26 protein-coding genes are annotated in these 25,727 nt (G+C 54.0%); 17 read left to right on the top strand and 9 right to left on the bottom strand.

Going from position 1 to position 25,727, the window contains the following annotated elements; genetic code table 11:
- Window positions 1-57 precede the first annotated feature (57 nt).
- From QWJ10_RS19175 to ccoM, 4 genes are all read left to right on the top strand, one after another.
- A complete protein-coding gene (locus QWJ10_RS19175; protein WP_010797831.1) occupies window positions 58-324 on the top strand; it encodes a hypothetical protein in 267 nt (88 codons plus the stop codon).
- 99 nt (window positions 325-423) lie between these two features.
- A complete protein-coding gene (locus QWJ10_RS19180) occupies window positions 424-1,005 on the top strand; it encodes an alpha-ketoglutarate-dependent dioxygenase AlkB (protein WP_150347682.1) in 582 nt (193 codons plus the stop codon).
- Window positions 1,002-1,160 carry a hypothetical protein gene (locus tag QWJ10_RS19185; RefSeq protein WP_010797833.1) on the top strand — a complete coding sequence of 53 codons (159 nt, stop codon included), beginning with the start codon at window positions 1,002-1,004 and terminating at the stop codon, window positions 1,158-1,160. Before QWJ10_RS19180 ends, QWJ10_RS19185 begins: the two co-directional genes overlap by 4 nt.
- 100 nt (window positions 1,161-1,260) lie before the next feature.
- Complete coding sequence (gene ccoM, locus QWJ10_RS19190; RefSeq protein ID WP_289929049.1) at window positions 1,261-1,368, top strand: cytochrome c oxidase subunit CcoM; 108 nt, start codon at window positions 1,261-1,263, stop codon at window positions 1,366-1,368.
- Window positions 1,369-1,477: 109 nt separating this feature from the next.
- On the opposite strand, the gene QWJ10_RS19195 is transcribed toward ccoM, so the two are convergent.
- The 4 genes from QWJ10_RS19195 to QWJ10_RS19210 all read right to left on the bottom strand — a co-directional run bounded on the left by QWJ10_RS19195 (window position 1,478) and on the right by QWJ10_RS19210 (window position 6,748).
- Window positions 1,478-2,713, bottom strand: coding sequence for a sugar MFS transporter (locus tag QWJ10_RS19195; RefSeq protein WP_010797835.1), 1,236 nt, complete (start codon window positions 2,711-2,713; stop codon window positions 1,478-1,480).
- Window positions 2,714-2,938: 225 nt separating this feature from the next.
- A complete protein-coding gene (gene fabB / locus QWJ10_RS19200; RefSeq protein ID WP_122042994.1) occupies window positions 2,939-4,156 on the bottom strand; it encodes a beta-ketoacyl-ACP synthase I in 1,218 nt (405 codons plus the stop codon).
- Between the two features lie 12 nt (window positions 4,157-4,168).
- Window positions 4,169-4,684 carry a 3-hydroxyacyl-[acyl-carrier-protein] dehydratase FabA gene (gene fabA / locus QWJ10_RS19205; RefSeq protein ID WP_010797837.1) on the bottom strand — a complete coding sequence of 172 codons (516 nt, stop codon included), beginning with the start codon at window positions 4,682-4,684 and terminating at the stop codon, window positions 4,169-4,171.
- Between the two features lie 180 nt (window positions 4,685-4,864).
- Window positions 4,865-6,748, bottom strand: a complete 1,884-nt coding sequence (locus QWJ10_RS19210) for an ATP-binding protein (protein ID WP_289929057.1) — start codon at window positions 6,746-6,748, stop codon at window positions 4,865-4,867.
- Between the two features lie 196 nt (window positions 6,749-6,944).
- Here QWJ10_RS19210 and QWJ10_RS19215 point away from each other — a divergent pair, with 196 nt between their 5' ends.
- The 7 genes from QWJ10_RS19215 (at window position 6,945) to QWJ10_RS19245 (ending at window position 12,555) form a co-directional block, all read left to right on the top strand.
- Window positions 6,945-7,973 (top strand): NAD(P)H-dependent glycerol-3-phosphate dehydrogenase, encoded by a 1,029-nt coding sequence (locus QWJ10_RS19215; protein WP_197873214.1) that lies wholly within the window; start codon window positions 6,945-6,947, stop codon window positions 7,971-7,973.
- Window positions 7,974-7,981: 8 nt separating this feature from the next.
- On the top strand, window positions 7,982-8,275 hold the full coding sequence (locus tag QWJ10_RS19220; RefSeq protein WP_197873215.1) for a DUF4389 domain-containing protein: 294 nt from the start codon (window positions 7,982-7,984) through the stop codon (window positions 8,273-8,275).
- On the top strand, window positions 8,272-8,727 hold the full coding sequence (gene sixA / locus QWJ10_RS19225) for a phosphohistidine phosphatase SixA (protein WP_197873216.1): 456 nt from the start codon (window positions 8,272-8,274) through the stop codon (window positions 8,725-8,727). Before QWJ10_RS19220 ends, sixA begins: the two co-directional genes overlap by 4 nt.
- Window positions 8,728-8,823: 96 nt before the next feature.
- Window positions 8,824-9,261 carry a hotdog fold thioesterase gene (locus QWJ10_RS19230; protein ID WP_289929060.1) on the top strand — a complete coding sequence of 146 codons (438 nt, stop codon included), beginning with the start codon at window positions 8,824-8,826 and terminating at the stop codon, window positions 9,259-9,261.
- 159 nt (window positions 9,262-9,420) lie between these two features.
- Window positions 9,421-10,287: an alpha/beta hydrolase gene (locus QWJ10_RS19235; RefSeq protein ID WP_289929062.1), complete on the top strand. Its 867-nt coding sequence runs from the start codon at window positions 9,421-9,423 to the stop codon at window positions 10,285-10,287.
- A 250-nt stretch (window positions 10,288-10,537) separates the two neighbouring features.
- Window positions 10,538-11,338: a DUF4892 domain-containing protein gene (locus QWJ10_RS19240; RefSeq protein ID WP_122042986.1), complete on the top strand. Its 801-nt coding sequence runs from the start codon at window positions 10,538-10,540 to the stop codon at window positions 11,336-11,338.
- Window positions 11,339-11,502: 164 nt separating this feature from the next.
- A complete protein-coding gene (locus tag QWJ10_RS19245; RefSeq protein WP_026003889.1) occupies window positions 11,503-12,555 on the top strand; it encodes an AI-2E family transporter in 1,053 nt (350 codons plus the stop codon).
- Between the two features lie 45 nt (window positions 12,556-12,600).
- Here QWJ10_RS19245 and QWJ10_RS19250 read toward each other — a convergent pair whose 3' ends face one another.
- Window positions 12,601-13,806, bottom strand: coding sequence for an MFS transporter (locus QWJ10_RS19250; protein ID WP_219653212.1), 1,206 nt, complete (start codon window positions 13,804-13,806; stop codon window positions 12,601-12,603).
- Window positions 13,807-14,346: 540 nt separating this feature from the next.
- Between QWJ10_RS19250 and selD the strand changes: the two genes are divergently transcribed.
- The 3 genes from selD to QWJ10_RS19265 all read left to right on the top strand — a co-directional run bounded on the left by selD (window position 14,347) and on the right by QWJ10_RS19265 (window position 16,818).
- The gene (selD, locus tag QWJ10_RS19255; protein WP_150347677.1) at window positions 14,347-15,381 is read left to right on the top strand and encodes a selenide, water dikinase SelD; all 1,035 of its coding nucleotides are present in this window, start codon (window positions 14,347-14,349) and stop codon (window positions 15,379-15,381) included.
- A complete protein-coding gene (mnmH, locus tag QWJ10_RS19260) occupies window positions 15,381-16,472 on the top strand; it encodes a tRNA 2-selenouridine(34) synthase MnmH (protein ID WP_019365418.1) in 1,092 nt (363 codons plus the stop codon). Before selD ends, mnmH begins: the two co-directional genes overlap by 1 nt.
- Before the next feature lie 64 nt (window positions 16,473-16,536).
- Window positions 16,537-16,818: a hypothetical protein gene (locus QWJ10_RS19265; protein WP_010797849.1), complete on the top strand. Its 282-nt coding sequence runs from the start codon at window positions 16,537-16,539 to the stop codon at window positions 16,816-16,818.
- A gap of 57 nt (window positions 16,819-16,875) precedes the next feature.
- Here the strand turns inward: QWJ10_RS19265 and QWJ10_RS19270 are convergent, their stop codons facing one another.
- From QWJ10_RS19270 to QWJ10_RS19285, 4 genes are all read right to left on the bottom strand, one after another.
- Entirely contained in the window at window positions 16,876-17,619 is a 744-nt protein-coding gene (locus QWJ10_RS19270) for a YciK family oxidoreductase (RefSeq protein ID WP_289929071.1), read from the bottom strand.
- Window positions 17,620-17,657: 38 nt separating this feature from the next.
- A complete protein-coding gene (gene mupP, locus QWJ10_RS19275; protein WP_289929073.1) occupies window positions 17,658-18,329 on the bottom strand; it encodes an N-acetylmuramic acid 6-phosphate phosphatase MupP in 672 nt (223 codons plus the stop codon).
- Window positions 18,330-18,333: 4 nt separating this feature from the next.
- Window positions 18,334-19,032: a bifunctional 2-polyprenyl-6-hydroxyphenol methylase/3-demethylubiquinol 3-O-methyltransferase UbiG gene (ubiG, locus tag QWJ10_RS19280; RefSeq protein ID WP_289929075.1), complete on the bottom strand. Its 699-nt coding sequence runs from the start codon at window positions 19,030-19,032 to the stop codon at window positions 18,334-18,336.
- An 89-nt stretch (window positions 19,033-19,121) separates the two neighbouring features.
- Window positions 19,122-20,444: a TRZ/ATZ family hydrolase gene (locus tag QWJ10_RS19285; RefSeq protein ID WP_289929077.1), complete on the bottom strand. Its 1,323-nt coding sequence runs from the start codon at window positions 20,442-20,444 to the stop codon at window positions 19,122-19,124.
- A gap of 182 nt (window positions 20,445-20,626) precedes the next feature.
- On the opposite strand from QWJ10_RS19285, the gene mtnA reads away from it, so the two are divergent.
- The 3 genes from mtnA to serC all read left to right on the top strand — a co-directional run bounded on the left by mtnA (window position 20,627) and on the right by serC (window position 25,724).
- A complete protein-coding gene (gene mtnA, locus QWJ10_RS19290) occupies window positions 20,627-21,703 on the top strand; it encodes an S-methyl-5-thioribose-1-phosphate isomerase (RefSeq protein ID WP_010797854.1) in 1,077 nt (358 codons plus the stop codon).
- Between the two features lie 116 nt (window positions 21,704-21,819).
- Window positions 21,820-24,639, top strand: a complete 2,820-nt coding sequence (gene gyrA, locus QWJ10_RS19295) for a DNA gyrase subunit A (protein ID WP_125887859.1) — start codon at window positions 21,820-21,822, stop codon at window positions 24,637-24,639.
- A complete protein-coding gene (gene serC, locus QWJ10_RS19300) occupies window positions 24,639-25,724 on the top strand; it encodes a 3-phosphoserine/phosphohydroxythreonine transaminase (protein ID WP_197873226.1) in 1,086 nt (361 codons plus the stop codon). The genes gyrA and serC overlap by 1 nt, the downstream gene beginning before the upstream one ends.
- The last annotated feature ends 3 nt before the right edge of the window (window positions 25,725-25,727 follow it).

Below are 25,727 nucleotides of genomic sequence, written 5' to 3' on the forward strand. Positions count from 1 at the left end.
GGCCAAAGCCTGATGGCATAAAATCTTTAAATAGGTATATCGCGAGAGGACAAGTTGATGTTACCGCCCATACCGCAAGCCTTGATTCCGATCACTACGCAGCACGATTCCGTAAAGCCTCGACCGGACATCGCTCCAGTAACAGCTGTCGCCCATGCAAAGGACGCGGGCTTTCAATCCGTTCTGGATGAGCAAAAGCTGGAGCAGGAAAGCGAAAAACGTCGCAAGCGTAAGCGGGGACTGCAGGTTTTACTGCCGGATGAGCGTGCCGAAGCATTGATGGAACCTTCCGAAAAAGGGCAGTGTGTTGATATCAAAGTTTAGGCGGCGGCTGGGTTCTATCAAGCCATATATAGCGCTCTGTATAAGTCAATGCCAAGAGCGGGTCGGCCGCAAGCCCTCTCGGGAAGGAGAAGGGAGGCCATGACTCAGACAGGTTTGGCGAATGCCGATGTGACGCTCTATGAGTCTTGGGTTGTTTCTCAGGAAGCTGACGACTGGATGGCGGAGCTGATTAAACAAACGCCATGGGAGCAGCCGCAGGTGCAGGTTTACGGCAAGAGCTATCCAACCCCCAGGCTCGTTGCTTGGTATGGTGATCCTGGAATCAGTTATGGATATTCCAGTCTTGCGCATCCTTCTTTGCCTTGGACGGAGCTTCTTGGCGATATTCGTGGTCGAGTGAGTCGGTTTTGTGAACACCCATTCAATGGGGTGTTGATCAACTATTATCGTAACGGCCAAGATGCCATGGGTTGGCATAGTGATAACGAGGCTGTGCTGGGCCGAAACCCTACAATTGCTTCGTTAAGCCTGGGGGAGGCGCGACGTTTCGATCTGCGTCGTCGCGGTGTGCAACGTATCGAGCATTCCATCGAGCTAACGCACGGCTCGCTTCTGGTTATGCGAGGTGCTACCCAGCATTATTGGCAGCATCAAGTTGCCCGTACAAAACGGTCTATGTCTTCTCGACTCAATCTTACTTTTCGTTGGATACGAACGTGAGCGATAACAATCTGATTGATTTTACTTCCGAGCGAAGCAAGCGCATCCATGATTTGAATGAAAAACGGCTGAACGAGATGCGTCAGGCGTTCGAACAGGCTCTGCCATTGGCGAAGCCCAAAAAGAAAGGCAAGTCAAAGCCCAAGAAACGTTGAGTGTCAGTTACCTACCTACCCAACCATTGACTGAGGTCAATAATCCGAAGCTGTCTCTCGTTTAACGTATACCCATTGCTTGGCCGCAGAGATCATCACCATGTTTATCGATGATGTCATCACAATGGGTATCGGCGCGTTGGCTTCGATTTCGCTGTTTGTTGCGGTTGTAGGTTTCATCGTCTGGAGGGATATGCATAAACGCTGACCTTCTGGACAAAGGGCACGCAAGGCACTTGGGCGACTTCGGTCGCCTTTTTTTTTGCTTTATTTTCAGGGATTAGAAAAAGGCTGGCTAAAAAGCCAGCCTTTTGTGTTTAGTGAGCAACTACAGGTTTGGTGCGATAGCCTTTCAAACCGTAGAAGAGAATGTAGACATAGCCCAGCATCGGAACAAAGAACGACATCAGCAGGCCGATAGAGTCAGCAAACATAGCCTGGATAAACGGAACCAGTGCGCCGCCAACGATGCCCATGCACAGCAGGCCAGAGCCCTTACTGGTGAACTTGCCTAGGCCGTCTAGAGCCAGGGAGAAGATGGTGGGGAACATAATGGAGTTGAACAGACCAATGCAAAGCAGAGCCCACATTGCTGCCTTACCACTGACTGCCATGGCAATCGCAAGCAATACGACGTTTGCAACGCTGTTGAAGGCCAGCACATAGTTAGGTCTGACGCGTGCCATGATCACACCACCGACAAAGCGGCCTACCATCGCGCCGCCCCAGTACAGAGCCAGGTAGCGTCCAGCTACATCACTCGAGAGGCCTGCCACGTCAGGGCTTTCCATCAGGCTGATCAGGTAGGTGCCGATCGATACCTCGGAGCCTACATACATGAAAATACCGATAACACCGAGAAGAAGGTGCTTGTACTGCCAGATGCTTTTGGCTTCGTGCTGAGGAGCGCTGTTCTGCTGGGTCTGAACTTCGTCATTACCACCTTTGATTTGCGGCAATTTGATAAAGCCAATGATCACGGCAATTGCCAGAAGCATACCGGCCAGAATCAGGTAGGGCATCTGTACCGAAGAGGCATCTGTGCTGTGCTCGACCAGTGCCAGAATGGTTACGGCGCCAATCAGCGGGCCTACGGTTGTGCCCAGGGAATTGAAGGCCTGAGTCAGCGTCAGACGGCTTGCAGCGGTTTCCGGCTTACCAAGAACAGTAACATAGGGGTTGGCTGCCACCTGTAGGACAGTGATACCGCCCGCTAGTACGAATAAGGCCAGTAGGAAGAAGGCGTAGGAGTGCGCTCCGGCAGCTGGATAAAACAGCAAACAGCCAACAGCAGCTGTACATAAACCGAAGATAATTCCCTTCTTGTAGCCAAGCCCCTCAACCAGGCGACCTGCCGGGAACGAGACGATGAAGTAGGCGGTAAAGAAACAGAACTGAATCAGCGAGGCTTGAACGTAGCTCAGCGTGAAGACAGCCTTGAGGTGAGGAACCAGAATATCATTCAGCGAGGTAATCAATCCCCACATGAAGAACAGTACTGTCAGTACCGACAGGGGGCCTCTGTAATTTGGAACTTCGTTGGAATTATTCATCTTCTCTCCAAAGGGGTAGGCGACTCAAATAAACGCCCGTTTAAAGCTCGCATATGATTGATCCAATCCGTTTCGGTTCAATCCGCGCGGAATAATAGTTATGAACCGTGCAGAAATCGATTCAGCGAGAGGTTAAATTTTTAAAAAGTTCGTCTAAAGTCATGTTTTGGTTGTAAAAAAACCCGCACGGTGTGCGGGTTTTAGGGTGTTGCACGCGGCGCTGGATCAGCTATTCCAGCGCTTGAGAATCAGCGTGGCGTTGGTTCCACCAAAGCCAAAGCTGTTGCTCATGACGACGTCGAGCTTGGCATTCTCCTGAGTCTCACGAAGAATGGGCAAGTCTGCTACCTGAGAGTCGAGCTCATCGATATTGGCTGAGCCAGCGATGAAGTTACCCTCCATCATCAACATGCAGTAGATCGCTTCATGAACACCAGCGGCGCCCAAGGAGTGACCTGACAGGCTCTTTGTAGAGCTGATGGCCGGGGCCTTGTCACCAAAGACTTCCCGTACCGCCTTGATCTCCGCAACATCACCCACCGGGGTGGAGGTGCCGTGGGTGTTCAGGTAGTCAATCGGGGCGTCCACTGTAGACATCGCCTGGCGCATGCAGCGTGCAGCGCCTTCACCGCTCGGCGCAACCATGTCATAGCCATCGGATGTTGCACCGTAGCCTACGATTTCTGCATAAATCTTGGCACCACGAGCAAGGGCATGCTCGAGTTCCTCGACTACGACCATACCGCCGCCGCCAGCGATGACAAAGCCATCACGATTGGCATCGTACGCGCGGGAAGCTTTTTCAGGGGTTTCGTTGTACTGGCTAGAAAGGGCGCCCATGGCGTCGAACAGGAAGGACTGGGACCAATGTTCCTCTTCACCGCCACCGGCAAACACGACGTCCTGCTTGCCCAGTTGAATCTGCTCCATCGCCAGACCAATGCAGTGCGCACTGGTTGCGCAGGCCGATGCCACGGAATAGTTCAGGCCTTTAATTTTGAAAGGCGTTGCAAGGCAAGCCGATACCGTGCTGCTCATAGTACGAGTAACCCGGTAGGGGCCGACACGCTTGACGCCTTTTTCGCGCAGGATATCCAGCGCTTCCATCTGGTTGAACGTAGAGGCGCCCCCAGAGCCGGCAATCAGGCCGGTACGTGGGTTTGAAACCTGCTCTTCGGTCAAGCCTGAGTCTTTGACAGCCTGTTCCATTGCCAGGTAGGCATAGGCGGCTGCATCACCCACGAAGCGCTTGACCTTGCGGTCGATCAGCTCTTCCAGGTTCAGGTCGATGGACCCGGACACTTGGCTGCGAAGCCCCATTTCGGCATATTCCGGATTGAAACGAATGCCGGGACGACCTGCGCGCAGGTTGGCGGAAACGGTGTCTTTGTCATTGCCGAGGCAAGAAACAATGCCCAAGCCGGTGATCACGACGCGACGCATGCGGAAGGACCCTTAGAAACTTTCTGTTGAAGTGAATAGGCCGACACGAAGACCTTCGGCCGAGTAAATCTCGCGACCATCAACGCTAACCGTACCATCTGCAATGGCTAGAATTAGCGAACGTGTAATGGTGCGCTTGATATGTATGTTGTAGGTCACTTTCTTGGCAGTGGGCAGTACCTGGCCAAAAAACTTGACCTCTCCTGAGCCCAGCGCACGGCCGCGGCCAGGATTTCCCTGCCAGCCAAGATAGAAACCTACCAATTGCCACATGGCATCCAAGCCCAGGCAGCCTGGCATTACCGGGTCACCTTCGAAATGGCATTTAAAGAACCAGAGATCTGGATTGATATCCAGCTCGGCGACCAGTTCACCCTTACCGTACTTGCCGCCTACATCGCTGATATGAGTGATCCGATCGATCATCAGCATGTTCGGGGCGGGCAGTTGCGCATTACCCGGGCCGAATAGCTCGCCACGGCTGCAGCGCAGCAAGTCTTCGTGGGTGAAGGCGTGTTGTTTGGTCATGCAAGCTCCTGTAGCTGGCCTGGTGATCAATGTCGGCGATTATAGTGTCGCTCTCGCTATTGGACAGCCACCACATAGACAGCCAAGCCATTTTGAAAGTCACAGCGAGGCGGTAAAACCTCGCGAAAGACGAATTGTGCACGTTGGAGATCAAATACTCCAATAGTGATGCATATCCGATTACAAGGACGTTGCTCCTCGAGACCGCTCGGGCTGGCTAATCCAGCGTTGCAGCATCTGCTGAAGATCAGCTCGCTTGAAGGGTTTTGCCAGATAATCATTCATTCCGGCAGCCAGACAATTTTCCCGGTCCCCCTGCAGCGCATTGGCCGTCAGTGCAATGATGGGAACCATAGGTCCAGGCTGTTGGCGGATCAGGCGAGTAGCCTGATAGCCATCCAGCACCGGTAAGCGACAGTCCATGAGAATTGCACTGAAAGACTGCTGCTCGGCCAGACTTACCGCCTGGGCTCCATCCCCTGCGATAGTAATATGATACCCCAGGCTGCGTAACATGGCTTCGATAACTGTCTGATTGACCGGGTTATCCTCAACCAGCAAGACGTTCAGTCCATTGACCTGAAACTCCTGAAGAGGAGACTGGTTGCGCTCTGTCTGCTGGACGTGTCGGAAGGGAAGCGGCAATTCGAGCGTAAAGGTTGATCCCTGGCTTTCCTGGCTTATGGCATGAAGCGATCCACCCATCCGCTCCGCCAGTGTACGTGCGATGGACAGGCCAAGCCCGGTACCTCCGTAACGGCGGCTGATGGTTGGGTCAGCCTGCTGGAAGGCATCAAACATGCGCTCCAGACGTTCTGCCGAAATACCTATGCCGCTATCGTGTACCGAGCAGGTGAGCCAGAGCAGGCGCTCATCCAGAGGTTGGCAGTAGCATTTAACCTCGATTGAGCCGCTCTCGGTAAATTTGAGTGCATTGCCCACTAGATTCACCAGGATCTGTCTCAGGCGCGTCGGGTCTCCGGTAACCTCCAGTCGCTCCAGACTTTCGGCACCTTCAAGCGTCAGCTGCAGACCACGTTGTGTTGCACTGTGCTGAAAAACCTGCACCGAAGCTGTAATCAGGTCGGCCAGATTGAATGGAATGCTTTCCAGCTCCAGCGCACCACGCTCGATGCGTGAGAAATCCAAAACATCGTTGATGACTTTCAGCAAATGCTCTGTGGATTCGGTAGCAAGGCTGGTGTATTCACTTTGCTCGCGGGATTGCTCTGTGGTTTCAAGGAGCTGCAACATGCCCAGTACGCCATTGAGTGGTGTACGAAGCTCATGACTCATCATGGCGAGGAAGTCTGATTTGGCGCGGTTGGCCTGCTCGGCCTCTTCACGTGCCGCAACCAGCTGATCAATGCTGCGCTGTTGCTCTTCACTGGCCCGCTGCAGGGCTTGGGCAAGATCATTGATCAGATGCGCCAATACGCCCATTTCGGAGTTGTCTGGTACCGGAAGACGGCTGTGGTAGTCGCCTGCGCGAATGGCATTCACGGTACGACCCATGTCGCTTAGCGGCGCGGAAAGGCGCTTGGCCAGGCGCCAGGCCAACAAGAAGGTAAGCCCAAGTGCCAATAAGGCCAGTGCGCCTGCCTTGGTCAAAATAGCCTGTTGGCGCTCATGGAAGGCTTCGTTGGTCACGCCAACGGCAACACGGCCAAGGGACCCATTCGAATTGGGTGTGCCCGAGCGGCTGATGCTTGCGTGAAATATCTCTACCTGTGAAGCCGATTGCGCATTGGGGGGCGGATTATGCGCATACATGATGATGCGCTCCTGACGATCGCGGATTTCGATAAAGCGAACGTAGCGGGTCGCCAGTGTGGCCTCCAGGAGGTTGCGTAGCATCGGGAGGTTATCGGTCGAGACCCCGTATTCACTGGCAGATGCCAACTGAATTGCAATCAGCTGGCCTGTGTGACTGAGTTCGTGATGCAGATCCTGAAGGCGGGCGTATGTGAAATAGCCCGTCAGTACCAGTGTAATAATCAGGGCAGGTCCCAGGCTGATGGCTAAAGTACGGGTACGTATGCCCCAGCCGCGTCGCTTGTCCAATAGAGCGTTCTCCGTGAGCCTTGAGCTCGATGCTCTTACTACAATAGGCCATTCTGGCCGTTATGGTGTTAGCGTCCACCTTCAGGAAGAAGGATACGGTAATTACACATGGTTCAATAAAAGAGAGCGGAATGTTAAATAGGGGCTTCGTATAATGTGGATACCGTCGCACATTGCGGCATAAATGGATAACCCGATGAGTGTAAAGCAACCTATAGCAGTCTTGGGCGGAGGCAGTTTTGGAACAGCCCTGGCCAATCTGCTGGCGGAGAATGGTCATCCTGTAAAGCTTTGGATGCGCGATCCTGAGCAGGCTGAAGCTATTCGTCAAGTTCGTGAGAATCCGCGGTATCTAAAGGGCATAAAGGTTCATCAATCTGTCGAGCCGGGATGTGATCTTGATGCCTCTCTGGCAGGGTGTGACATTGTCTTTGTCGCGCTGCCCTCCAGTGCGTTACGTAATGTGCTTGCCCCGGTAGCCGGTCGCCTGGCTGGTAAGGCGTTGGTCAGCCTCACCAAAGGAATTGAAGCGCATACCTTCAAGCTGATGAGCCAGATTCTTGAGGAGATCGCACCGAAAGCGAGAATTGGTGTGATTTCAGGACCTAACCTGGCGCGAGAGATTGCAGAGCACGCACTGACGGCTACCGTTATTGCCAGTGAAGATGATGCGCTCTGCCAGCAGGTGCAGGCTGTTCTCCACGGGCGTACCTTCAGGGTCTATGCCAGCCGTGACCGGCTGGGAGTAGAGCTGGCCGGAGCCTTGAAGAACGTATATGCCATCATGGCGGGGCTGGCAGCTGCGCTGAATATGGGTGAAAACACCCGCAGCATGCTGATTACCCGCGCGCTCGCCGAGATGACTCGCTTTGCCGTACAGCAGGGTGCCAATCCCATTACGTTCATGGGTTTGGCCGGGGTAGGTGATCTTATCGTCACTTGTTCTTCGCCCAAGAGCCGCAACTATCAGGTAGGGCATGCATTGGGTGAGGGCCTTACGCTTGAGGCGGCAGTTGCTCGAATGGGGGAGACGGCGGAAGGAGTTAACACCTTGCGTGTCCTCAAGGAAAAAGCCGATGAACTCGGCGTCTACATGCCACTGGTGCAAGGCCTGTATGCGGTACTGTTCGAGTCCCGCACGCTGGATCAGGTTATTGCTGCGTTGATGCGTGGAGAGCCGAAAACTGATGTCGATTTCTATTTGCCGATAGGCTCCGAAACTTAGGAGAGAATATGTCAGCAGACACTCATGAACGCGAAAGCCTCGCGTTGCGTCTTATCTGGATGGTGATTTTCCTGCTTGTATGGTTAGTGTCGCAGTACATTTTTGCAGGCGTGGTAATTGCTCAGCTGGGCTATCGCCTCGTCAAAGGCACACCAAGTGACGCCTTAAGTGAATTTGGTTCGAGTTTGTCCTGCTATCTGGCGCAGATTGTTCGTTTCGGAACCTTTGCTACAGAAGAAAAGCCATGGCCTCTTGCTGACTGGCCCGATACCGCTTCCTCTATGCAAGAGAGGCAGCCATGACGCTCTGGTTGCTAAGGCATGGTGAGGCGGAGCCGCGTTCAGAGGGCGATGAGTTCAGGCCGTTGACGGATAGGGGCCGTAGTGAAGTCAGACGCAGTGCGGAGCGGCTGTTGGGGGAAAGGATCGATGTGATTTATGCAAGTCCATATGTCCGAGCCCAGCAGACAGCCGAGCTGGTCAGGGGTGTTCTAGGGCACAAAGAGTCCATTGTCACTCTGCCCTGGATAACGCCTGATGATGACGTGATCAAGGCTATTGATCTTCTGGATGATCTTTCCGGCAGTAATATCCTGTTAGCTACCCATAATCCCTTTGTCAGCTACCTGGCTGGTCTTCTGATTCATGGAAACCTACAGCAGCCACTGAGTATGGCTACAGGCTCACTGGCTACGCTTGAAGGGGAAATGCGCATTGCAGGTGCCATGGAGCTGGTTGAGCTTTTTCATCCTTGACTGATTCGACGATTCCATAATTTCTAACAAAAAAGAGGTCGTTATGTTAATTGATGCATCAGGTGTGTCTTTACGGGTCTATGCGGAGTACCTGGTATGAGTATCTGGTTCACCGAGCCGGACCTCGCTGCGCTGGATGAGAGTTTGCAAAACACTATTTGCGAGCGTGTGGATATTCATTTTGAGGCTTATGATGACGATTCGCTCACTGCAAGCATGGCGGTAGATGAGCGTACCCACCAGCCGTTTGGGTTGCTTCATGGAGGGGCTTCTGTTGTCTTGGCAGAGACCGTCGGTTCCATTGCCAGTCTGCTCTGTATCGACAGGAGCCAGTACACCTGCGTGGGGCTTGAGGTCAATGCCAATCATTTGCGCGCTGTTAGACGTGGTCGGGTGACCGCTGTGGCAAAGCCTGTCCATCTGGGTCGAAGTACTCATGTATGGGATATCCGATTGTCAGATAAAGCGGGGCGTGCAACCTGTATTTCGCGTTTAACGGTAGCTGTCATCCCCAAAGACCGCATTTCGTCCTGATGCCGCGCCTGGACCAGCCCTTTCGGTTATTAGGTGTTGGTCTTGCGCCTCTTTATATCTAGAGCATTTACTGGTTCATCGAGCATGAACGCCATTGCTCTGCGAAGCCCTTCTGCTTGCTTTATTGTCTGATCTGAAAATCAATCATGAGAACTAGACATGACTGCCCATGTACAGGAGTTGCGCCTTAATTTACCCCACCTTGAGCTTGCGGCTCGTTTATTCGGCCCTGAAGACGGGCGGCCAGTGCTGGCTTTGCATGGCTGGTTAGATAATGCCATGACGTTCTCGCGATTGGCCCCTTATCTGGAGGGGTTGCGCATTGTTGCAGTCGACCTGCCGGGGCATGGTTTATCCGCTCATCGCCCGGCCGGTGTTGGCTACCTGCTGCAAGACTACGTGCAGGACGTGTTGATGGCAGCAGAGCAGCTAGGGTGGGAGCGCTTCTCGTTACTGGGGCACTCACTCGGGGCCATTATTTCAGCGCTTTTCGCAGCGGCATTGCCGGAACGTGTCGAGCGTCTGGCGTTAATCGACGGGCTGATACCGTACACGACAGAGCCGGATGAGGCACCTGAAAAACTAGGCAATGCCTTGCGTGCTCAGCTTAATTTGCCCAATAAGCGCAAGCCGGTTTATGAGACTGTTCAGCAGGCCGCTCAAGCCAGACTCAAAGGTGTGGGATCGGTCAGTATGGAGGCTGCGGAACTACTGGCAGAGCGAGGGTTGATGCCTATTCCAGGAGGGTATACCTGGCGCTCCGATGCTCGTTTAACCTTGCCGGCCACATTAAGGCTGACGCATGAGCAGGCGTTGGCGTTCATTAAAAAAGTGCAGTGTCCTGCAAGTCTTGTTGTGGCTGACAAGGGGCTGCTCGTCAATATTCCCGGTATCGATGGACTTCTACAGGAGCTTGCTTGCTATGAAGTTACCCGTTTGGCTGGGGGGCATCACTTGCATCTGGATAATGAGATTGGCGCAAGGGCAGTAGCAGATTGTTTCAATCGCTTTTTCTCTGCAGCTTGACTCGAATACGGGTATTGATAAGGCTTGTTATGCATAAAGGATCAATAGCGATCAAGTCACAGGGAGCCATGCCTCTAAAGGATGCAGCGTTTGGGTGGTTTTTGAACGTGTATTCGCTCTGTCAGATTCGCCTGTCAGTCCTCAGGTAGGAAAAAGCGCGTGTCGGTATAACACGCCACTCCAGGTAAACATGTCCCCGCTATTATTTATGGGGCTTTAAATTAATTCAGGGTGATTCACTAATATATATATGCGACTTTTTTTTGCGCTTGGTCTGGGATTCATGACGTGTGCTGCTGTTGCGGCAGATATGCCAGGCAGTGTCGATCTTCCAGTGCTGGCGCGACCTGCCCATGCCGAAATTATTGATTATCGTGAGGCTGGGTCTGTCGAGAAAATGTACCCACAGGGCGCTGTAAGTCGTATAGGGGGCAAGTTGCGCCTGGAGGGAGACGTCCAAGCAGAGGGTAAGCTCGTCACTCTGACCTATGAGTTGCCCCGTGGACATGACCCTATTGCGGCACTCAATGAGGCTAGAAGTACATTGCAGAAGCAGTCTGCGATACCGTTATCGTGGTGTGAAGGCCGCGATTGTGGCTCCAGTAATGTCTTTGCCAATGCTATTTTTGGCAAATCGCAGTTGTATGGGCCGGACGAGCAGCAGTCGTATCTCCTATTGCGTCTCGCTCCACCACAAGACGAGACATTGCTGGCGCTTTACGCGATCACTCGGGGTAATCGAAGGGGTTATCTGCACGTGGAACAGCTCGAGGCTTCCACACCTTTGGGCAAGCTGGTAGCAAGTCCTGCAACATTGCTTCGTCAATTGCGGCAAGATGGTGAGTTACATCTTCCTGCGTTAGCCGATCCACCAGACGATATTTGGCTGGACCTGGTAGGGCAGTGCCTTAATCTGGACACAGGTACCCGAGTAATCATTGGTGGGCCGCAAGCGGGCAAGTGGGAGAAAGCGTTGCTGGCCAAGCGTATACGAGCGGCCCGGCTTGAGGCTGACCCGAATCGTGAGCCTGGGCTCTATCTGCAGCCATAATCCATCTAGCGGTAACGACAGGTATCTGCCGGGGCGTTAAGCTCTGACACTATCGCTTGCCTATTCGGCGGATGGAGCCGCTTAAGCAGGACAGTGATTCGATTGTCATCTTAGGAATTTATATGCGGCTTCCTGCTGGTCAGTCTCCCCAATTACCTCCGCCCATGTATGAGCACGATCGCCTGCTCGTCCGCATACTTCTCCTGTCACTCCTTGGTGCCTGTCTATGGGTGTTGCTGCCATTCATGTCGGCCCTATTTTGGGCTGCGGTACTGGCTTACGCCAGTTGGCCTCTGATGCGGGGCTTGACCCGCAGGCTGAACGGCCGTAATACGGTGGCCGCTGCGATTCTTACGATCGGTTGGATATTGTTGGTGGCATTGCCGCTTGTATGGGTCGGTATCGGACTTGCTGATCATGTGCGTGGAACGATTGAGTTAGTTCGCAGCATCCAAGTGGGCGGTTTGCCGCCTGTGCCAGAGTGGGTAGTGCGGTTGCCTCTTGTTGGCGACCGGCTGGCCAGTCTATGGCAAACCCTGGATGCGCGAGGTACTGCCTATTTTGACAGCTTGAAGCCCTATCTGGGGCAGATGGGGAATTGGCTTCTGGCGCGAAGTGCGCGCGTAGGTGGCGGCTTTTTAGAGCTGGCGCTAAGTCTTGTCCTAGTGTTTTTCTTCTACCGTGACGGACCTCGGCTGGCTACCTTGGTTGAAAAGCTGCTCGTCAGGCTGATTGGTGCTCAAGCCGGCCATTATATGCAACTGGTCGGCGGCACAGTGCATCGAGTCGTTAATGGAATTCTAGGAACGGCGGCGGCTCAAGGTGTCTTGGCGATGATAGGCCTAATGATCGCTGGGGTGCCCGGCGCGTTAGGATTGGCGTTGTTGACCTTTGCATTGAGCTTGATCCCTGTGGGGCCTCCGCTGGTCTGGATACCTTCAACGATCTGGCTGGTGCTCCAGCAGGAATATGGATACGCCATATTCATGGGACTTTGGGGGCTCTTTGTCATTAGCGGTGTAGATAATATTCTCAAGCCGTATTTGATTAGTCGGGGAGGGGACCTGCCATTGGTAGTCGTATTGCTTGGTGTCTTTGGCGGCCTGCTGGCGTTTGGTTTTATGGGATTGTTTCTGGGACCTATTCTTTTGGCCGTTGCCTACAATCTGATTCGTGACTGGATGGCAGGCGCTGCAGATCAGGTCCCAAAGCCATAACCAAACGAATGGGGCAAACAAGACGTTTTACCCCACTCAAGCCAGTTATAGCGGAAGGCTCTTGGCGTTTACATGCAGGTTGCGTCCTGCAAGCAGGCCAAATAACGCGGCTGAAATGGCGATTCCTATAAACAGGATGCCCACACTGCTCCAGCCGCTGCTCATGTCATGGATCACGCCTACCAGCAGGGGACCCATGGCTGCCAATGTATAGCCTACGCCTTGGGACATTCCTGACAGGCGAGCTGCAATATGCGCATCAGGCGAACGAAGTACGATCAAGGCCAGGGCTATACTGAAGGTTCCGCCTTGGCCCAGGCCTAGAATGCAAGCCCAGAACCATAGACTGCCAAGGGATCCGTACAGGCAGCCAAGAAGACCGGTTAGCGTCATGCTCAGCACCAGGATGATGGCCAGGCGCTGGTCCTTGCCTCGAGTAGCCAGCCAGGGCGTGATAAGCGCGGTCAGTAATTGAAGTAGGACTGAAATGGACAGCATGAGTCCTGCCTCTACAGCGCTGAGACCTCGATCAATCAGGATGGAGGGTAGCCATCCAAAAACAATATAGGCGAGCGATGATTGAAGCCCCATATAAAGGGTAACCTGCCAGGCCAGCTTATCCTGCCATAAGCCTACCACCTGCCATTTCTGGCTGTTCGCATGATGATTAGCGCGGGTTTGCGGCAACCAGACGATTGCTGCCAAGATCGCTGGCGTTGCCCAGAAAGCCAAGGCCGGTTGCCAGCGGTCGTTGAACATATGCTCCAGTGGGGCTGTTGCACCGGCGGCGAGGGCGGCACCCAGGCATAGCGCCATGGTATAGGCGCCCATGAGCATGCCTGCCTGCTTTGGAAAGTCCCGCTTGATAATGCCAGGTAATAGAACGCCTATGACTCCAATGCTGGCACCTGCAACAAGACTGCCTATAAACAGGCCGGCAGGGGGTAACAGACTACGTAAGACAATACCGCCTGCCAGTGTAAGCAGTATCACCAGCACGGTTCTTTCGCTGCCCAGCCATCGGGAGAGGCGAGGCGCCAATGGCGCAAAAAGTCCCAGGCACAGGACGGGTGCTGTAGTCAGTAGCCCGGCTGCTGAGCTGGACAACCCGGTCGAGGCCTCGATCTGACGAAGCAGAGGGGAAAGACTTGATAAGGCGGGCCTTAAATTGAGTGCGACAAGAAAGAGTCCCAGCAGGAGTAACCACGCACGTGCGGGTACAGATGAGGTGTGGGTTGATGGGGCAGACATTAAGTAATCCAAATGTATAAACATGCTTATCCTACCTCAAACAATCGGCAGGACATTTTTGTAGTTGGGGGGGCGAGATATACACACCCGACTAAAACGCCATTGGGCGTAATGTCAAGGGGTTGTAATGCGTAGTAAAGCTATACTCTAAAATTATAAATGACTGAAAAGGCACAGAATTTATGAATTGCCTAAAAAAACGACAGTTTAGTTAAAGGTGGCGTGGCTACTGGCGTTGCGGTGATTTCCACCATCTTTTCCACGAACTTATCCACAGCTTTTGTGGATTAAAAACGTTCATGCCAGGTACTTTTAGGCGTTTATACAATGTTTTTTCGCGACATTTTGTCCTTGTAAACAGCTGGCAAGTTCCATCTGTGGCTCCATACGAGCCTCGAATCACGCGTATAGCAGGCGTATTCTGGCTATTTAGTCTGGTTCACTTACCAAGCAAGCCTAACCTTATCCAGGCTTTGTTAGAATACTGACCTATAAGCGCGCCTCGCGCGTATGAAATTCTTAGCCTTCAGCGGAGTACTTATGTCCGAGCCGATTCGCCTTACCCAATACAGCCATGGAGCCGGCTGTGGTTGCAAGATTTCGCCTAAGGTATTGGAAATCATTCTGGCCGGCAGTGGTGCCCAGCATCTGGACCCGAACCTTTGGGTAGGAAATGCCTCGAGGGATGATGCAGCGGTATATGCCCTTGATGCTGAGCGAGGTGTGGTTTCCACAACTGACTTCTTCATGCCCATTGTGGATGATCCCTTTGATTTCGGACGTATCGCGGCGACCAACGCCATTAGCGATATCTACGCCATGGGTGGTGATCCTTTGATGGCAATTGCAATTTTGGGCTGGCCTGTCAATGTGCTTCCACCTGAGGTTGCACGGGAAGTGGTGGCAGGTGGCCGCAAGGTTTGTGACGAGGCGGGCATCCCGTTGGCTGGTGGACACTCTATCGATGCGCCTGAACCTATTTTTGGTCTGGCAGTAACAGGTGTCGTCGAAAAGCGAAACATGAAGCGAAACGACACGGCTTCGTTAGGCTGCAAGTTGTTCCTCACCAAGCCTCTGGGCATCGGCATTCTGACTACCGCTGAAAAAAAATCAAAATTGCGTGTGGAAGACATGGGTGTCGCACGCGATTGGATGTGTCAACTGAACAAGCCGGGTAGTCGCTTTGGCAAGTTGGCTGCCGTCACCGCAATGACAGATGTAACGGGCTTCGGGCTACTGGGACATCTGGTGGAAATGGCTGACGGCAGCGGCTTAACTGCCCGGGTTGAATATAACGCAGTTCCACGTTTGCCTATGGTTGAGCAGTATCTGGAGTGGGGGTGTGTGCCTGGTGGCACCTTACGCAACTTCGATAGCTACGGTGACCGTATTGCATCGCTATCCGAGCAGCAGAAATTGCTTTTGTGCGATCCCCAGACCAGTGGCGGGCTGTTGATCGCGGTCGAGCCGCAGGGCGAGTCAGCATTCATGTCGGTCGCTCGAGAGTTAGGCCTATCACTTCAGCCTATTGGCGAAATGGTTGATCGACAGCGGCATGCGGTTGAGGTGTATTGATGCGCGATGACGCTCGGGACTACCGCTCCCTCTTTCTTTCTGGTGTGCCGCTAATGGATGTGCGTGCACCCGTCGAGTTTTCCAAGGGCGCTTTTCCGGGCGCAACCAACCGGCCGTTGATGAATGACATCGAGCGGCAAAAGGTGGGTACCTGTTACAAGCTGAAGGGGCAGCAGGCTGCTCTGGAGCTTGGACACTCTCTGGTTTCCGGTAAGTTGAAGGAAGCGCGGGTACAGGCGTGGGCCGAGTTTGCCGAGGCCAATCCGGAGGGCTATCTGTACTGCTTCAGGGGTGGGCTGCGGTCGCAAATCACTCAGCAATGGCTGCTTAGTGAGGCAGGTATTGCCTATCCACGTGTAGCCGGTGGCTATAAGGCCATGCGTACGTTTCTCATGGAAACACTGCTTCAGTCTGTTGAGGAATGCCGCTTTGTATTGGTGGGCGGTATGACTGGAACTGGCAAAACAGAAGTCATCGCTCAGCTCGACGATAGTATTGATCTGGAAGGGCATGCCAATCATCGCGGCTCAAGTTTTGGTAAGCGCGCCACCGTACAGCCATCACAAATCGATTTTGAGAACAGTCTGGCCATTGACTTGTTGAGGCGTCGTGCAAAGGGGCAGGATCGTTTTGTGCTGGAAGATGAGTCTCGGTTGATTGGGCGGTGCTCCTTGCCTTTTGAGTTGCACCAGGCTATGCAGCATTTTCCCATGGTATGGCTGGAAGACACCCTGGAGGGGCGTGTCGAGCGAATACTAAAGGACTACGTGATTGATCTGGCAGCCGAGTTCAATCGTGAACATGGCGACAGCGGATTTGATTTGTTTGCTGAACAGCTTTGTAAGAGTCTTTCCAATATTGCCAAAAGACTGGGCGGCGAGCGCTATCAACGCCTGGCGGAAATCATGAATGAAGCACTCGCGGTGCAGAAGGTCAGTGGCGATGTAGAGCAGCATCGTGAATGGATTCGAGCGTTGCTAAGTGAATATTACGACCCTATGTATGCCTATCAACGCGAGAATAAGTCAGGGCGCATCCTCTTTGCTGGAGATCAGCAGGCGGTCGTGGGTTATCTCAAGGCAAACCGTTGAACAGGCTAATTAAAACGAGGTCTTTAATGCGCCGGATTTACTTATCCATTGAAGGAGTCAAATCATGAATCGCTGGCTTGCAATGATGCCTGTCGCGGCGCTGGTACTTGCTGGATGTGCAGCCAAAACGGTCAACCGAGACAGTTGTGCGGCAGAGGTGAACGCTGCATGGAAAGAACTGGATATAGCCAAAACCGAAGGGTTTGCAGGTACGGTCAGCTATTCCAAGGCGCTGGGCTTGATTTCAACCGCCAAGACTCAGCAGCAGGTAGAGGCCTATAACGGCTGCGTTCAAAATGCCCAGAAGGCGCGCTTCTATATTCGCGAATCACGCGCTGGTCGTTGATTGATCCAAGGATGAACATCTCACATGTTCATCCTTTCTTGCTTCCCTTTCCTCTATCTAGCCTTGAGCGTTGAACGCTTGCCCATTGACGTGTGCGCTGTCTGGTCCCATCAAATAGAGGTAGACGGGCATGATCTCCTCGGGTGTTGGGTTGCGTGCAGGGTTTTCAGCAGGGTAAGCGAGAGCACGCATGTCGGTTCGGGTTCCGCCGGGATTGATACTATTGGCCCGTACGGCCGCAGTGCCATCCATTTCATCGGCAATCACCTGCATAAGGCCTTCGTTGGCAAATTTAGAAACGGCGTATGCTCCCCAATAGGCACGTCCTTTTCGCCCCACACTGCTGGAGGTGAAAATGATCGAGGCATCGTTCGATTGTCTGAGTAGTGGCAGTAGCGCACGCGTTAGCATGAAGACTGCGTTGACGTTGACTTGCATAACCTGCATGAAGGCTTCTCCGCTGGTCTGCTCAACGGAGGCGCGAGGACCTAGAATGCCTGCATTGTGCAAAAGACCATCAAGTCGACCAAACTCCGTTTCTACCATGGCAGCCAGCTCTTCGAATTGCTCAGGCCGTGCGGCTTCAAGGTCAAAAGGAACGACTACCGCTTGTGGATGGCCAGCAGCCTCGATTTCATCGTAGACCTCGTTGAGGTTCTCTTCTGTCTTACCCAAGAGCAGGATGGTTGCGCCATGGGCAGCATAGGTTTTTGCCGCTGCCCGGCCAATGCCTCGTCCGGCACCTGTTACAAGGATGATTCGATTTTTGAGAAGGTCTGGGCGGGCCTTGTATTCAAACATCTTGACTCCCAGCCGCTCGCTTGAGCGGCCCTATTGTTTTAACAGCCGCAAATGGCGCGGTCCAAGGCGTCACGCAGCTCAAGCGGGTGATCTACTACCAGATCGGCGCCCCAGTGAGCAGGATTGTCCTCTGGATGGATATAGCCATATCGCACGGCCGCTGTTTTGGTGCCCGCTGCGCGCCCCGATTCGATATCTCGACGATCGTCACCGACAAAAATGACGGCTTGCGGCTCGATATTGATTTGTTTACACGCTAACAGCACGGGCTCTGGATCAGGTTTGCTGTAGGTGACATGGTCAGGGCAGACCAGAACGGCTGAACGTTTAGCAAGGCCAAGTGCCTGCATGATGGGCTCTGCATAGCGGACGGGCTTGTTGGTGACTACGCCCCAAGTCAGACGAGCCCGTTCCAGGTCCGCCAACAATTCTTCCATGCCCTCGAATAGGTGAGAGTGGGCGGCGCAGTGGTCCTGATAGCGGTCAAGAAAGTCCAATCGTAGTGGGTCAAACTCATCACTCAAGGGATCTACTTCGAACGCGCTGGCTACCATGGCTCGCGCGCCACCCGATACGACGTCCCGGACAGTTTTCTCATCGACGGCTGGCAAGCCTCGATCAGCGCGCATGGACTGGATCACGGCGATAAAGTCAGGTGCCGTGTCGAGCAATGTGCCGTCCATATCGAACAGTACTGCTTTTATTCGCATCCTATTACTCCTCGCGGATGGTGCGCAGCATGTAGTTTACGTCGACATCATTGCCCAACTTGTAAACCTTGGTAATCGGGTTGTAAGTCATACCGATGACATCGCGTACGTGTAGGCCAGCGTTTCGGCACCAGGCGCCTAATTCGGATGGACGAATAAACTTGCGGAAGTCATGAGTGCCGCGCGGCAGTAAACGCAAGACATATTCGGCGCCCACAATGGCAAATAGATAGGATTTGGGGTTGCGGTTAATCGTAGAGAAAAAGACATGGCCGCCAGGTTTGACTAGTGTCCGGCATGCTTGAATCACAGATGCGGGATCTGGGACATGCTCAAGCATTTCCATGCATGTGACGACATCGTAAGTGCCGGGCGTTTCAGCTGCCAGCTCCTCAGCGGTAATGCGGCGGTAGCTGACGGGCACACCTGATTCCAGTTGGTGAAGCTGTGCAACTGAAAGCGGCGCTTCGCCCATGTCGATTCCTGTGACGTCCGCGCTCCGTACTGCCATGGCTTCGCTCAGGATGCCGCCGCCGCAGCCTACGTCGAGTACTTTTTTGCCGGCGAGGTTGGCGTGTTGGTCAATCCAATTGACGCGCAGCGGATTGATATCATGAAGCGGCTTGAATTCACTCTCTCTGTCCCACCACCGCGAGGCCAGGGCTTCGAATTTGGCAATCTCGGCATTATCGACGTTGGACATCCATTACACTCCATTCTCTAAATTCGTTGTGCAAATGCGCTTGTGATTTGGCATTTGCTAGATGAACGCACCACTGGCGCAGCCAGTCGTTAGCGAGCGGCTATCTTTTGGCCCCAGGTGCGAGCGTTCTCGATAAGTTCTTGTTCATCCAGGCGGGTCAGCTTGCCGTCCTTTAACAAGGGGCGACCACCCACCCAGACATGCTTCACACAATCACGGTTGCTGGCATAAATCAGTTGAGACACTGGGTCATAAATGGGTTGCTGAGCCAGTCTGCTCATGTCGAAAGCGACCATGTCAGCTGCCTTGCCCACCTCAAGGGAGCCCAGGCAGCGCTCAAGACCCAGGGCACGTGCCCCATTGAGTGTGGCCATACGCAAGGCTCTGTGTGCATCCAGTGCTGTTGCGGAACCGGCTACGGCCTTGGCCAGGAGAGCGGCGGTACGGGTTTCGCCCAACAGATCCAGGTCATTGTTGCTGGCTGCCCCGTCCGTACCTATGGCGACGTTCACGCCTGCCTGCCAAAGCGTTTCTACCGGGCAGAAACCGCTGGCTAGCTTGAGATTGGACTCAGGGCAGTGGATTACATGAGTGTTGGTCTCAACCAGGTTTTCCAAGTCTTCCTCGTCGATCTGGGTCATGTGGACAGACTGGAAGCGGGGACCTAAAAGTCCTAGCCTGCGCAGGCGAGTAAGCGGACGTTCCCCTGTCTTTTCGATTGCCTCCTGCACCTCGCCAGCCGTTTCATGCACATGCATGTGGATGCATGCGTCAAGTTGATCGGCCAGCATCAGGACATTGGCCAGCTTGTCATCGCTGACGGTGTAGGGGGCGTGAGGCCCAAAAGCGACCTTGATGCGCTCATGTAGCTTCAGGTCATCAAAAAGCTCAAGTCCCCGGCGTATCGCCTCATCTGCAGTCCTTGCCCCTGGTACAGGAAAGTTCATGATCGGCAGGGTGACTTGCGCCCGCATACCTGACTCGTGGATGGCCTCACACGCTACCTGCGGAAAAAAGTACATATCCGAAAAGCAGGTTATGCCGCCTTTAATTTGCTCTGCGATGGCCAATCGGGTGCCGTCGCGGACGAAATCCTCGCTTACCCATTCGGCTTCAGCGGGCCAGATATGTTCCTGTAGCCAAGTCATAAGCGGAAGGTCATCCGCAAGGCCACGAAACAGTGTCATCGCAGCATGGCCGTGCATATTGATGAGGCCCGGGCTCAGTAGCATGCCGGGAAGTTCGACTGACTCGGCTGCCTGATAGCGTCGCAGATCAGAGCGGGGTGCCAATACGGCGATTTGCCCATCCTTGATGCCGATAGCGTAGTCAGTCAGTACCACCCCGGCCGGTTCCACCGGAACGATCCAGGTGGGGAAAAGAAGCAGGTCAAGGGGCACGACACCAGGCATGGAAGGGCTTCCTGAAGGTAAATAAATGAAAGTATAACTGGCGTCAGCCCAATGGCGGGACTCAGTCGGGCCACATTATTGATAAAAGCGTTTATAAACCCATGTATTCGCGATGTCCTGTCACAGCGGCTTGTATCACCCCTGTATAATCGACTTTTTTGTTTCAGGCGATGAGGGTGATCATGCGCGAGCGACTTCTGGCCGCAGAGAAGGTCAAGGCTATCGAGTGGAAAGAGGGCGTACTGCATCTGCTAGATCAGCGTTTATTACCCATGCAGGAAGTCTGGCTCACGTATGACTCGGCCAGTGGTGTGGCCGAGGCAATCAGGCAGATGGTCGTGCGAGGAGCACCGGCAATCGGTATTAGTGCAGCCTACGGCGTTGTGCTAGGCGCTCGAGCGCGCCAGCAGGCAGGAGAGGACTGGTTGCAAACGCTGGATGAGGATATGCAGATGCTCGCAGAGTCCCGTCCTACAGCGGTCAACCTGTTCTGGGCGCTTAACCGTATGCGAGAGCGCCTGAAGCGACTCAAGCCGGGCGAGGAAGCGCTCGCGGCCCTTGAAGCGGAGGCCGTTGCCATCCATGAGAGCGATCGCGAAGCCAATCTGACCATGGCGCAGCTCGGGGTCGAGTTGATTCGCAAGCATGGCGATGGCGTTCAGACGCTTCTGACCCATTGCAATACCGGTGCGTTGGCGACCGGAGGGTTTGGAACCGCCCTGGGGGTTATTCGTGCGGCTCACCTGGAAGGACTTGTGGACAAGGTATTTGCCGATGAGACGCGCCCGTGGCTACAAGGTGCTCGCCTTACTGCCTGGGAGTTGGCTGGCGAAGGCATTCCTGTCACTTTGAATGCCGATGCGGCAGCGGCCCATCTGATGAAAACCGGCAATATCTCCTGGGTCATCGTAGGGGCTGACCGAATCACAGCCAACGGTGACGTTGCCAACAAGATCGGGACCTATCAGCTGGCCGTCAATGCAATGCACCATGGGGTGCGCTTTATGGTTGTGGCGCCCAGCTCGACCATCGACATGAATCTGACATCCGGTGAGGACATCCCCATCGAGCAGCGTGAGGGACGCGAACTGCTTGAAATAGGCGGTGTTCGGATTGCGGCAGAAGTCGATACTGTAAATCCTGTTTTCGATGTAACGCCTGCTGATTTGATTGATGCGATTGTCACGGAGCGAGGCGTCGTGGAGCGGCCCACTGCAGAGAAAATGGCTGCACTTATGAACCGCAAGCGCTTGCACTGATTTTTCCGCTTAACACGACTCACACATCGCCTGCGGGAAACCGCAGGCAACCCTTGGTTTGTGGTAGTATTTACCGCTTTCCCGCAGGGTGTTGAAACTAAGGAACCAGGCTTCTCATGGGCGAACTGGCCAAAGAAATCCTCCCGGTCAATATTGAAGACGAACTCAGACAGTCTTACCTCGATTATGCGATGAGCGTAATCGTCGGACGCGCATTGCCGGATGTGCGCGACGGCTTGAAACCTGTGCATCGCCGTGTGCTTTATGCCATGAGCGAGCTGGGTAACGATTGGAACAAGCCTTATCTGAAATCCGCCCGTGTCGTGGGCGACGTAATCGGTAAATACCACCCTCACGGCGACTCTGCGGTATACGACACGATTGTACGTATGGCGCAGCCGTTCTCCCTTCGCTACATGTTGGTGAATGGTCAAGGTAACTTCGGCTCGGTTGACGGTGACTCCGCAGCCGCTATGCGATACACCGAAGTGCGCATGTTCAAATTGACCCACGAAATCCTGGCGGACCTGGATAAGGAAACCGTTGACTGGGTAGACAACTACGACGGGTCCCTGAAGATCCCGGCAGTCATGCCTACAAAGGTTCCGAACCTTCTGGTCAATGGCTCCAGTGGTATCGCGGTGGGGATGGCTACTAACATTCCGCCTCACAACCTGACCGAAGTGATTGATGGCTGCCTGGCGCTGATCGAAAACAGTGAGCTGACTGTCGACCAACTGATGCAGTATATCCCGGGACCTGATTTCCCGACGGCAGGCATCATCAACGGCCGGGCAGGTATCATCGAGGCTTATCGCACAGGACGTGGCCGTATCTATGTACGTGCACGCGCTGACGTCGAAGATATCGACAAGTCAGGCACTCGCCAGCAGATCGTCATCACCGAGCTGCCTTATCAGCTGAACAAGGCTCGTCTGATCGAAAAGATTGCCGAGCTGGTGAAAGAGCGCAAGATCGAAGGTATCACCGAACTGCGTGATGAGTCCGACAAGGACGGCATGCGTGTTGTAATCGAGTTGCGCCGCGGTGAAGTGGCTGAGGTCGTGCTGAACAATCTGTATGCACAAACTCAGCTGCAAACAGTGTTTGGTATCAATATCGTCGCGCTGGTGGATGGTCAGCCCAAAGTCCTTAACCTAAAGGACATGCTTGAGGCATTCATCCGTCACCGTCGCGAAGTGGTTACCCGCCGAACCATTTATGAGCTGCGTAAAGCGCGTGAGCGTGGTCATATTCTCGAAGGCCAAGCGGTAGCGCTGTCCAATATCGACCCGGTTATTGAACTGATCAGGTCCTCTCCAACCCCAGCTGAAGCCAAAGAGCGTCTCATTGCGACCGGCTGGGAGTCCAGTGCTGTCGAGGCGATGGTGGAACGCGCTGGTGCGGATTCTTGCCGGCCGGAGAACCTGGATCCGCAGTATGGTCTTCGTGATGGCAAATACTGGCTGTCTCCTGAACAGGCGCAGGCCATCCTTGATTTGCGACTACATCGCCTGACCGGCCTGGAGCATGAAAAGCTGCTGGCTGAATATCAGGAGATCCTGAAACAGATTGCAGAGCTGATCCGAATACTCAACAGCCCTGAGCGTCTCATGGAAGTCATCCGTGAGGAGCTTGAAAAGATCAAGGCAGAGTTCGGTGATGCACGTCGTACTGAAATCGTCGCCTCTCAAGTCGACCTGACCATTGCTGACCTGATCACAGAAGAAGATCGTGTCGTCACCATTTCCCATGGCGGCTACGCCAAGTCCCAGCCCTTGCATGCCTACCAGGCTCAGCGCCGTGGTGGTCGCGGCCGTTCTGCCTCGGGCGTAAAGGAAGACGATTACATCGAGCATCTTCTCGTCGCCAATAGCCATACCACACTGCTGTTGTTCTCCAGCCTGGGTAAGGTGTACTGGAAAAAGACCTACGAAATTCCTGAGGCTTCTCGTGCTGCACGTGGTCGTCCGCTTGTAAATCTGCTGCCATTGGCTGAAGGCGAGCGTATCACTGCGATGTTGCCAGTAGATCTGGAGGCCGTGCGTCAACAGGCACCTGAGGATGAAGACCTAGGTGATCAGGACGATGTCGTTGAAGACGTGGTGCTTGAAGATGATGTTGAGGTCGATGAGGGCGCAGAAGGGGTTGAAGATAGCGGCAAGGATGAGCCTACCGGATCCTATATCTTCATGGCTACTGCTTACGGCACGGTCAAGAAAACCCCGCTGGTGCAGTTCAGTCGTCCTCGTAGCAATGGCCTGATTGCGCTGAAGCTGGAAGAGGGCGATAGCCTGATTGCAGCGGCCATTACCGATGGCGCCCAGGAGGTCATGCTGTTCTCTGACAACGGTAAGGTCATTCGCTTCAAGGAGCGTCATGTCCGCACGATGGGACGTACGGCCCGTGGTGTCCGCGGTATGCGTCTGGGTGATGGGCAGCATCTGATTTCCATGCTGATTCCAGAAGAGCAGGCGCAGATACTGACAGCCAGTCTGAATGGTTATGGCAAGCGTACTGCTATTGCTGAGTATCCGCAGCGTGGTCGTGGTGGTCAGGGCGTGATAGCCATGGTAACCAATGAGCGTAATGGCCCGCTGATTGGCGCTATTCAAGTCCTTGAAGGTGAGGAAATCATGTTGATTTCCGATCAGGGTACGCTGGTGCGTACACGGGTTGATGAGGTTTCCCTTCAAGGTCGCAACACGCAGGGTGTGACACTGATCAAGCTTGGCAAGGGCGAGAAGCTCGTAGGCCTTGAGCGTGTGCAGGAGCCCTCAGTTGACGACGAGTTGATCGAGCATGAGGGCGAGCTTGATGACGAGTTGCTTGAAAAGGAGCTTCCTGTCATTAGCGAAGAGCCAAGCGATGAGGATGTCCTGCCGGGCGCCAACGATGTTCCCTCTGATGACATGCCCAATGAGGACGATGAGTGATGAGCAAGCGAGCGTATAACTTCTGCGCTGGCCCGGCTGCGCTGCCGGAGGCGGTACTGAAACAAGCTCAGGCCGATCTGCTCGACTGGCAGGGGCGCGGCTTGTCTGTCATGGAGATGAGTCACCGTGGCGACGACTTCACTGCAATCAGCTCGAAAGCCGAGCAGGACTTGCGGGATCTGCTTGTAATCCCCGCTGATTACAAAGTGCTTTTCCTGCAGGGTGGGGCAAGTCTACAGTTCGCTCAGATTGCACTGAACCTACTACCTGAAGGTGGAAAGGCTGATTACATCGATACAGGGATCTGGTCACGCAAGGCTATCGAGCAGGCGCAAAACTATGGCGCAGTGAATGTTGCCGCCAGCGCCAAGAAATACGATTACCTGGCTATCCCTGGGCAGAATGAGTGGCAGCTTTCCAAGGACGCGGCCTATGTTCATTACACTCCAAACGAAACCATTGGCGGCCTTGAGTACAACTGGATTCCTGAGACAGGTGATGTTCCTCTAGTTGCTGATGCGTCCTCGAACCTGCTGTCACGTCCTTTGGACGTATCACGGTTTGGGTTGATTTATGCGGGCGCGCAGAAAAACATCGGACCCAGTGGGCTTGTAGTAGTGATCGTTCAGGAGGAGTTGCTGGGGCGGGCACGTTCCTCTTGTCCCAAGCTCCTCGATTATAAGGTCGAGGCAGACAACGGTTCGATGTACAACACGCCCGCCACGTTTTCCTGGTATCTGTCTGGCCTGGTATTCCAGTGGCTGAAAGATCAGGGTGGACTACCTGCCATCGAGCGGATCAACCGTCAGAAGCAGGAGCTTCTGTATGGCTTCATCGATAGTAGTGAAATGTATATGAATCCGATTGCGGTAAATGATCGCTCCTGGATGAACGTGCCTTTCCGCCTGGCAGATGAGCGTCTGGACAAGACTTTCCTGTCGGGTGCCGAAGAGCGAGGCCTTCTATATCTTCAGGGGCATCGCTCGGTAGGTGGCATGCGCGCATCCATCTACAACGCTGTCAGTCTTGAGGCTGTGCAAGCACTGGTCGCCTATATGACAGAGTTTGAAAAGGAGCACGGTTAAACC

It is taken from the genome of Pseudomonas sp. WAC2, assembly GCF_030403525.1.
Taxonomy (GTDB): domain Bacteria; phylum Pseudomonadota; class Gammaproteobacteria; order Pseudomonadales; family Pseudomonadaceae; genus Chryseomonas; species Chryseomonas luteola.

Excerpts from the sequence above, each read along its gene's own strand:
- mtnA (WP_010797854.1), top strand. The coding sequence starts at position 20,627 with ATGCGCGAGCGACTTCTGGCCGCAGAGAAGGTCAAGGCTATCGAGTGG.
- mnmH (WP_019365418.1), top strand. The coding sequence starts at position 15,381 with ATGCGCGATGACGCTCGGGACTACCGCTCCCTCTTTCTTTCTGGTGTG.
- QWJ10_RS19195 (WP_010797835.1), bottom strand. The coding sequence starts at position 2,713 with ATGAATAATTCCAACGAAGTTCCAAATTACAGAGGCCCCCTGTCGGTA.
- QWJ10_RS19270 (WP_289929071.1), bottom strand. The coding sequence starts at position 17,619 with ATGTTTGAATACAAGGCCCGCCCAGACCTTCTCAAAAATCGAATCATC.
- QWJ10_RS19215 (WP_197873214.1), top strand. The coding sequence starts at position 6,945 with ATGAGTGTAAAGCAACCTATAGCAGTCTTGGGCGGAGGCAGTTTTGGA.
- QWJ10_RS19285 (WP_289929077.1), bottom strand. The coding sequence starts at position 20,444 with ATGCCTGGTGTCGTGCCCCTTGACCTGCTTCTTTTCCCCACCTGGATC.
- mupP (WP_289929073.1), bottom strand. The coding sequence starts at position 18,329 with ATGCGAATAAAAGCAGTACTGTTCGATATGGACGGCACATTGCTCGAC.
- QWJ10_RS19175 (WP_010797831.1), top strand. The coding sequence starts at position 58 with ATGTTACCGCCCATACCGCAAGCCTTGATTCCGATCACTACGCAGCAC.
- QWJ10_RS19245 (WP_026003889.1), top strand. The coding sequence starts at position 11,503 with ATGTATGAGCACGATCGCCTGCTCGTCCGCATACTTCTCCTGTCACTC.
- fabA (WP_010797837.1), bottom strand. The coding sequence starts at position 4,684 with ATGACCAAACAACACGCCTTCACCCACGAAGACTTGCTGCGCTGCAGC.
- fabB (WP_122042994.1), bottom strand. The coding sequence starts at position 4,156 with ATGCGTCGCGTCGTGATCACCGGCTTGGGCATTGTTTCTTGCCTCGGC.
- serC (WP_197873226.1), top strand. The coding sequence starts at position 24,639 with ATGAGCAAGCGAGCGTATAACTTCTGCGCTGGCCCGGCTGCGCTGCCG.
- QWJ10_RS19250 (WP_219653212.1), bottom strand. The coding sequence starts at position 13,806 with ATGTCTGCCCCATCAACCCACACCTCATCTGTACCCGCACGTGCGTGG.
- QWJ10_RS19230 (WP_289929060.1), top strand. The coding sequence starts at position 8,824 with ATGAGTATCTGGTTCACCGAGCCGGACCTCGCTGCGCTGGATGAGAGT.
- QWJ10_RS19240 (WP_122042986.1), top strand. The coding sequence starts at position 10,538 with ATGCGACTTTTTTTTGCGCTTGGTCTGGGATTCATGACGTGTGCTGCT.
- QWJ10_RS19220 (WP_197873215.1), top strand. The coding sequence starts at position 7,982 with ATGTCAGCAGACACTCATGAACGCGAAAGCCTCGCGTTGCGTCTTATC.
- ccoM (WP_289929049.1), top strand. The coding sequence starts at position 1,261 with ATGTTTATCGATGATGTCATCACAATGGGTATCGGCGCGTTGGCTTCG.
- selD (WP_150347677.1), top strand. The coding sequence starts at position 14,347 with ATGTCCGAGCCGATTCGCCTTACCCAATACAGCCATGGAGCCGGCTGT.
- gyrA (WP_125887859.1), top strand. The coding sequence starts at position 21,820 with ATGGGCGAACTGGCCAAAGAAATCCTCCCGGTCAATATTGAAGACGAA.
- QWJ10_RS19180 (WP_150347682.1), top strand. The coding sequence starts at position 424 with ATGACTCAGACAGGTTTGGCGAATGCCGATGTGACGCTCTATGAGTCT.
- ubiG (WP_289929075.1), bottom strand. The coding sequence starts at position 19,032 with ATGTCCAACGTCGATAATGCCGAGATTGCCAAATTCGAAGCCCTGGCC.
- QWJ10_RS19265 (WP_010797849.1), top strand. The coding sequence starts at position 16,537 with ATGAATCGCTGGCTTGCAATGATGCCTGTCGCGGCGCTGGTACTTGCT.
- QWJ10_RS19235 (WP_289929062.1), top strand. The coding sequence starts at position 9,421 with ATGACTGCCCATGTACAGGAGTTGCGCCTTAATTTACCCCACCTTGAG.
- sixA (WP_197873216.1), top strand. The coding sequence starts at position 8,272 with ATGACGCTCTGGTTGCTAAGGCATGGTGAGGCGGAGCCGCGTTCAGAG.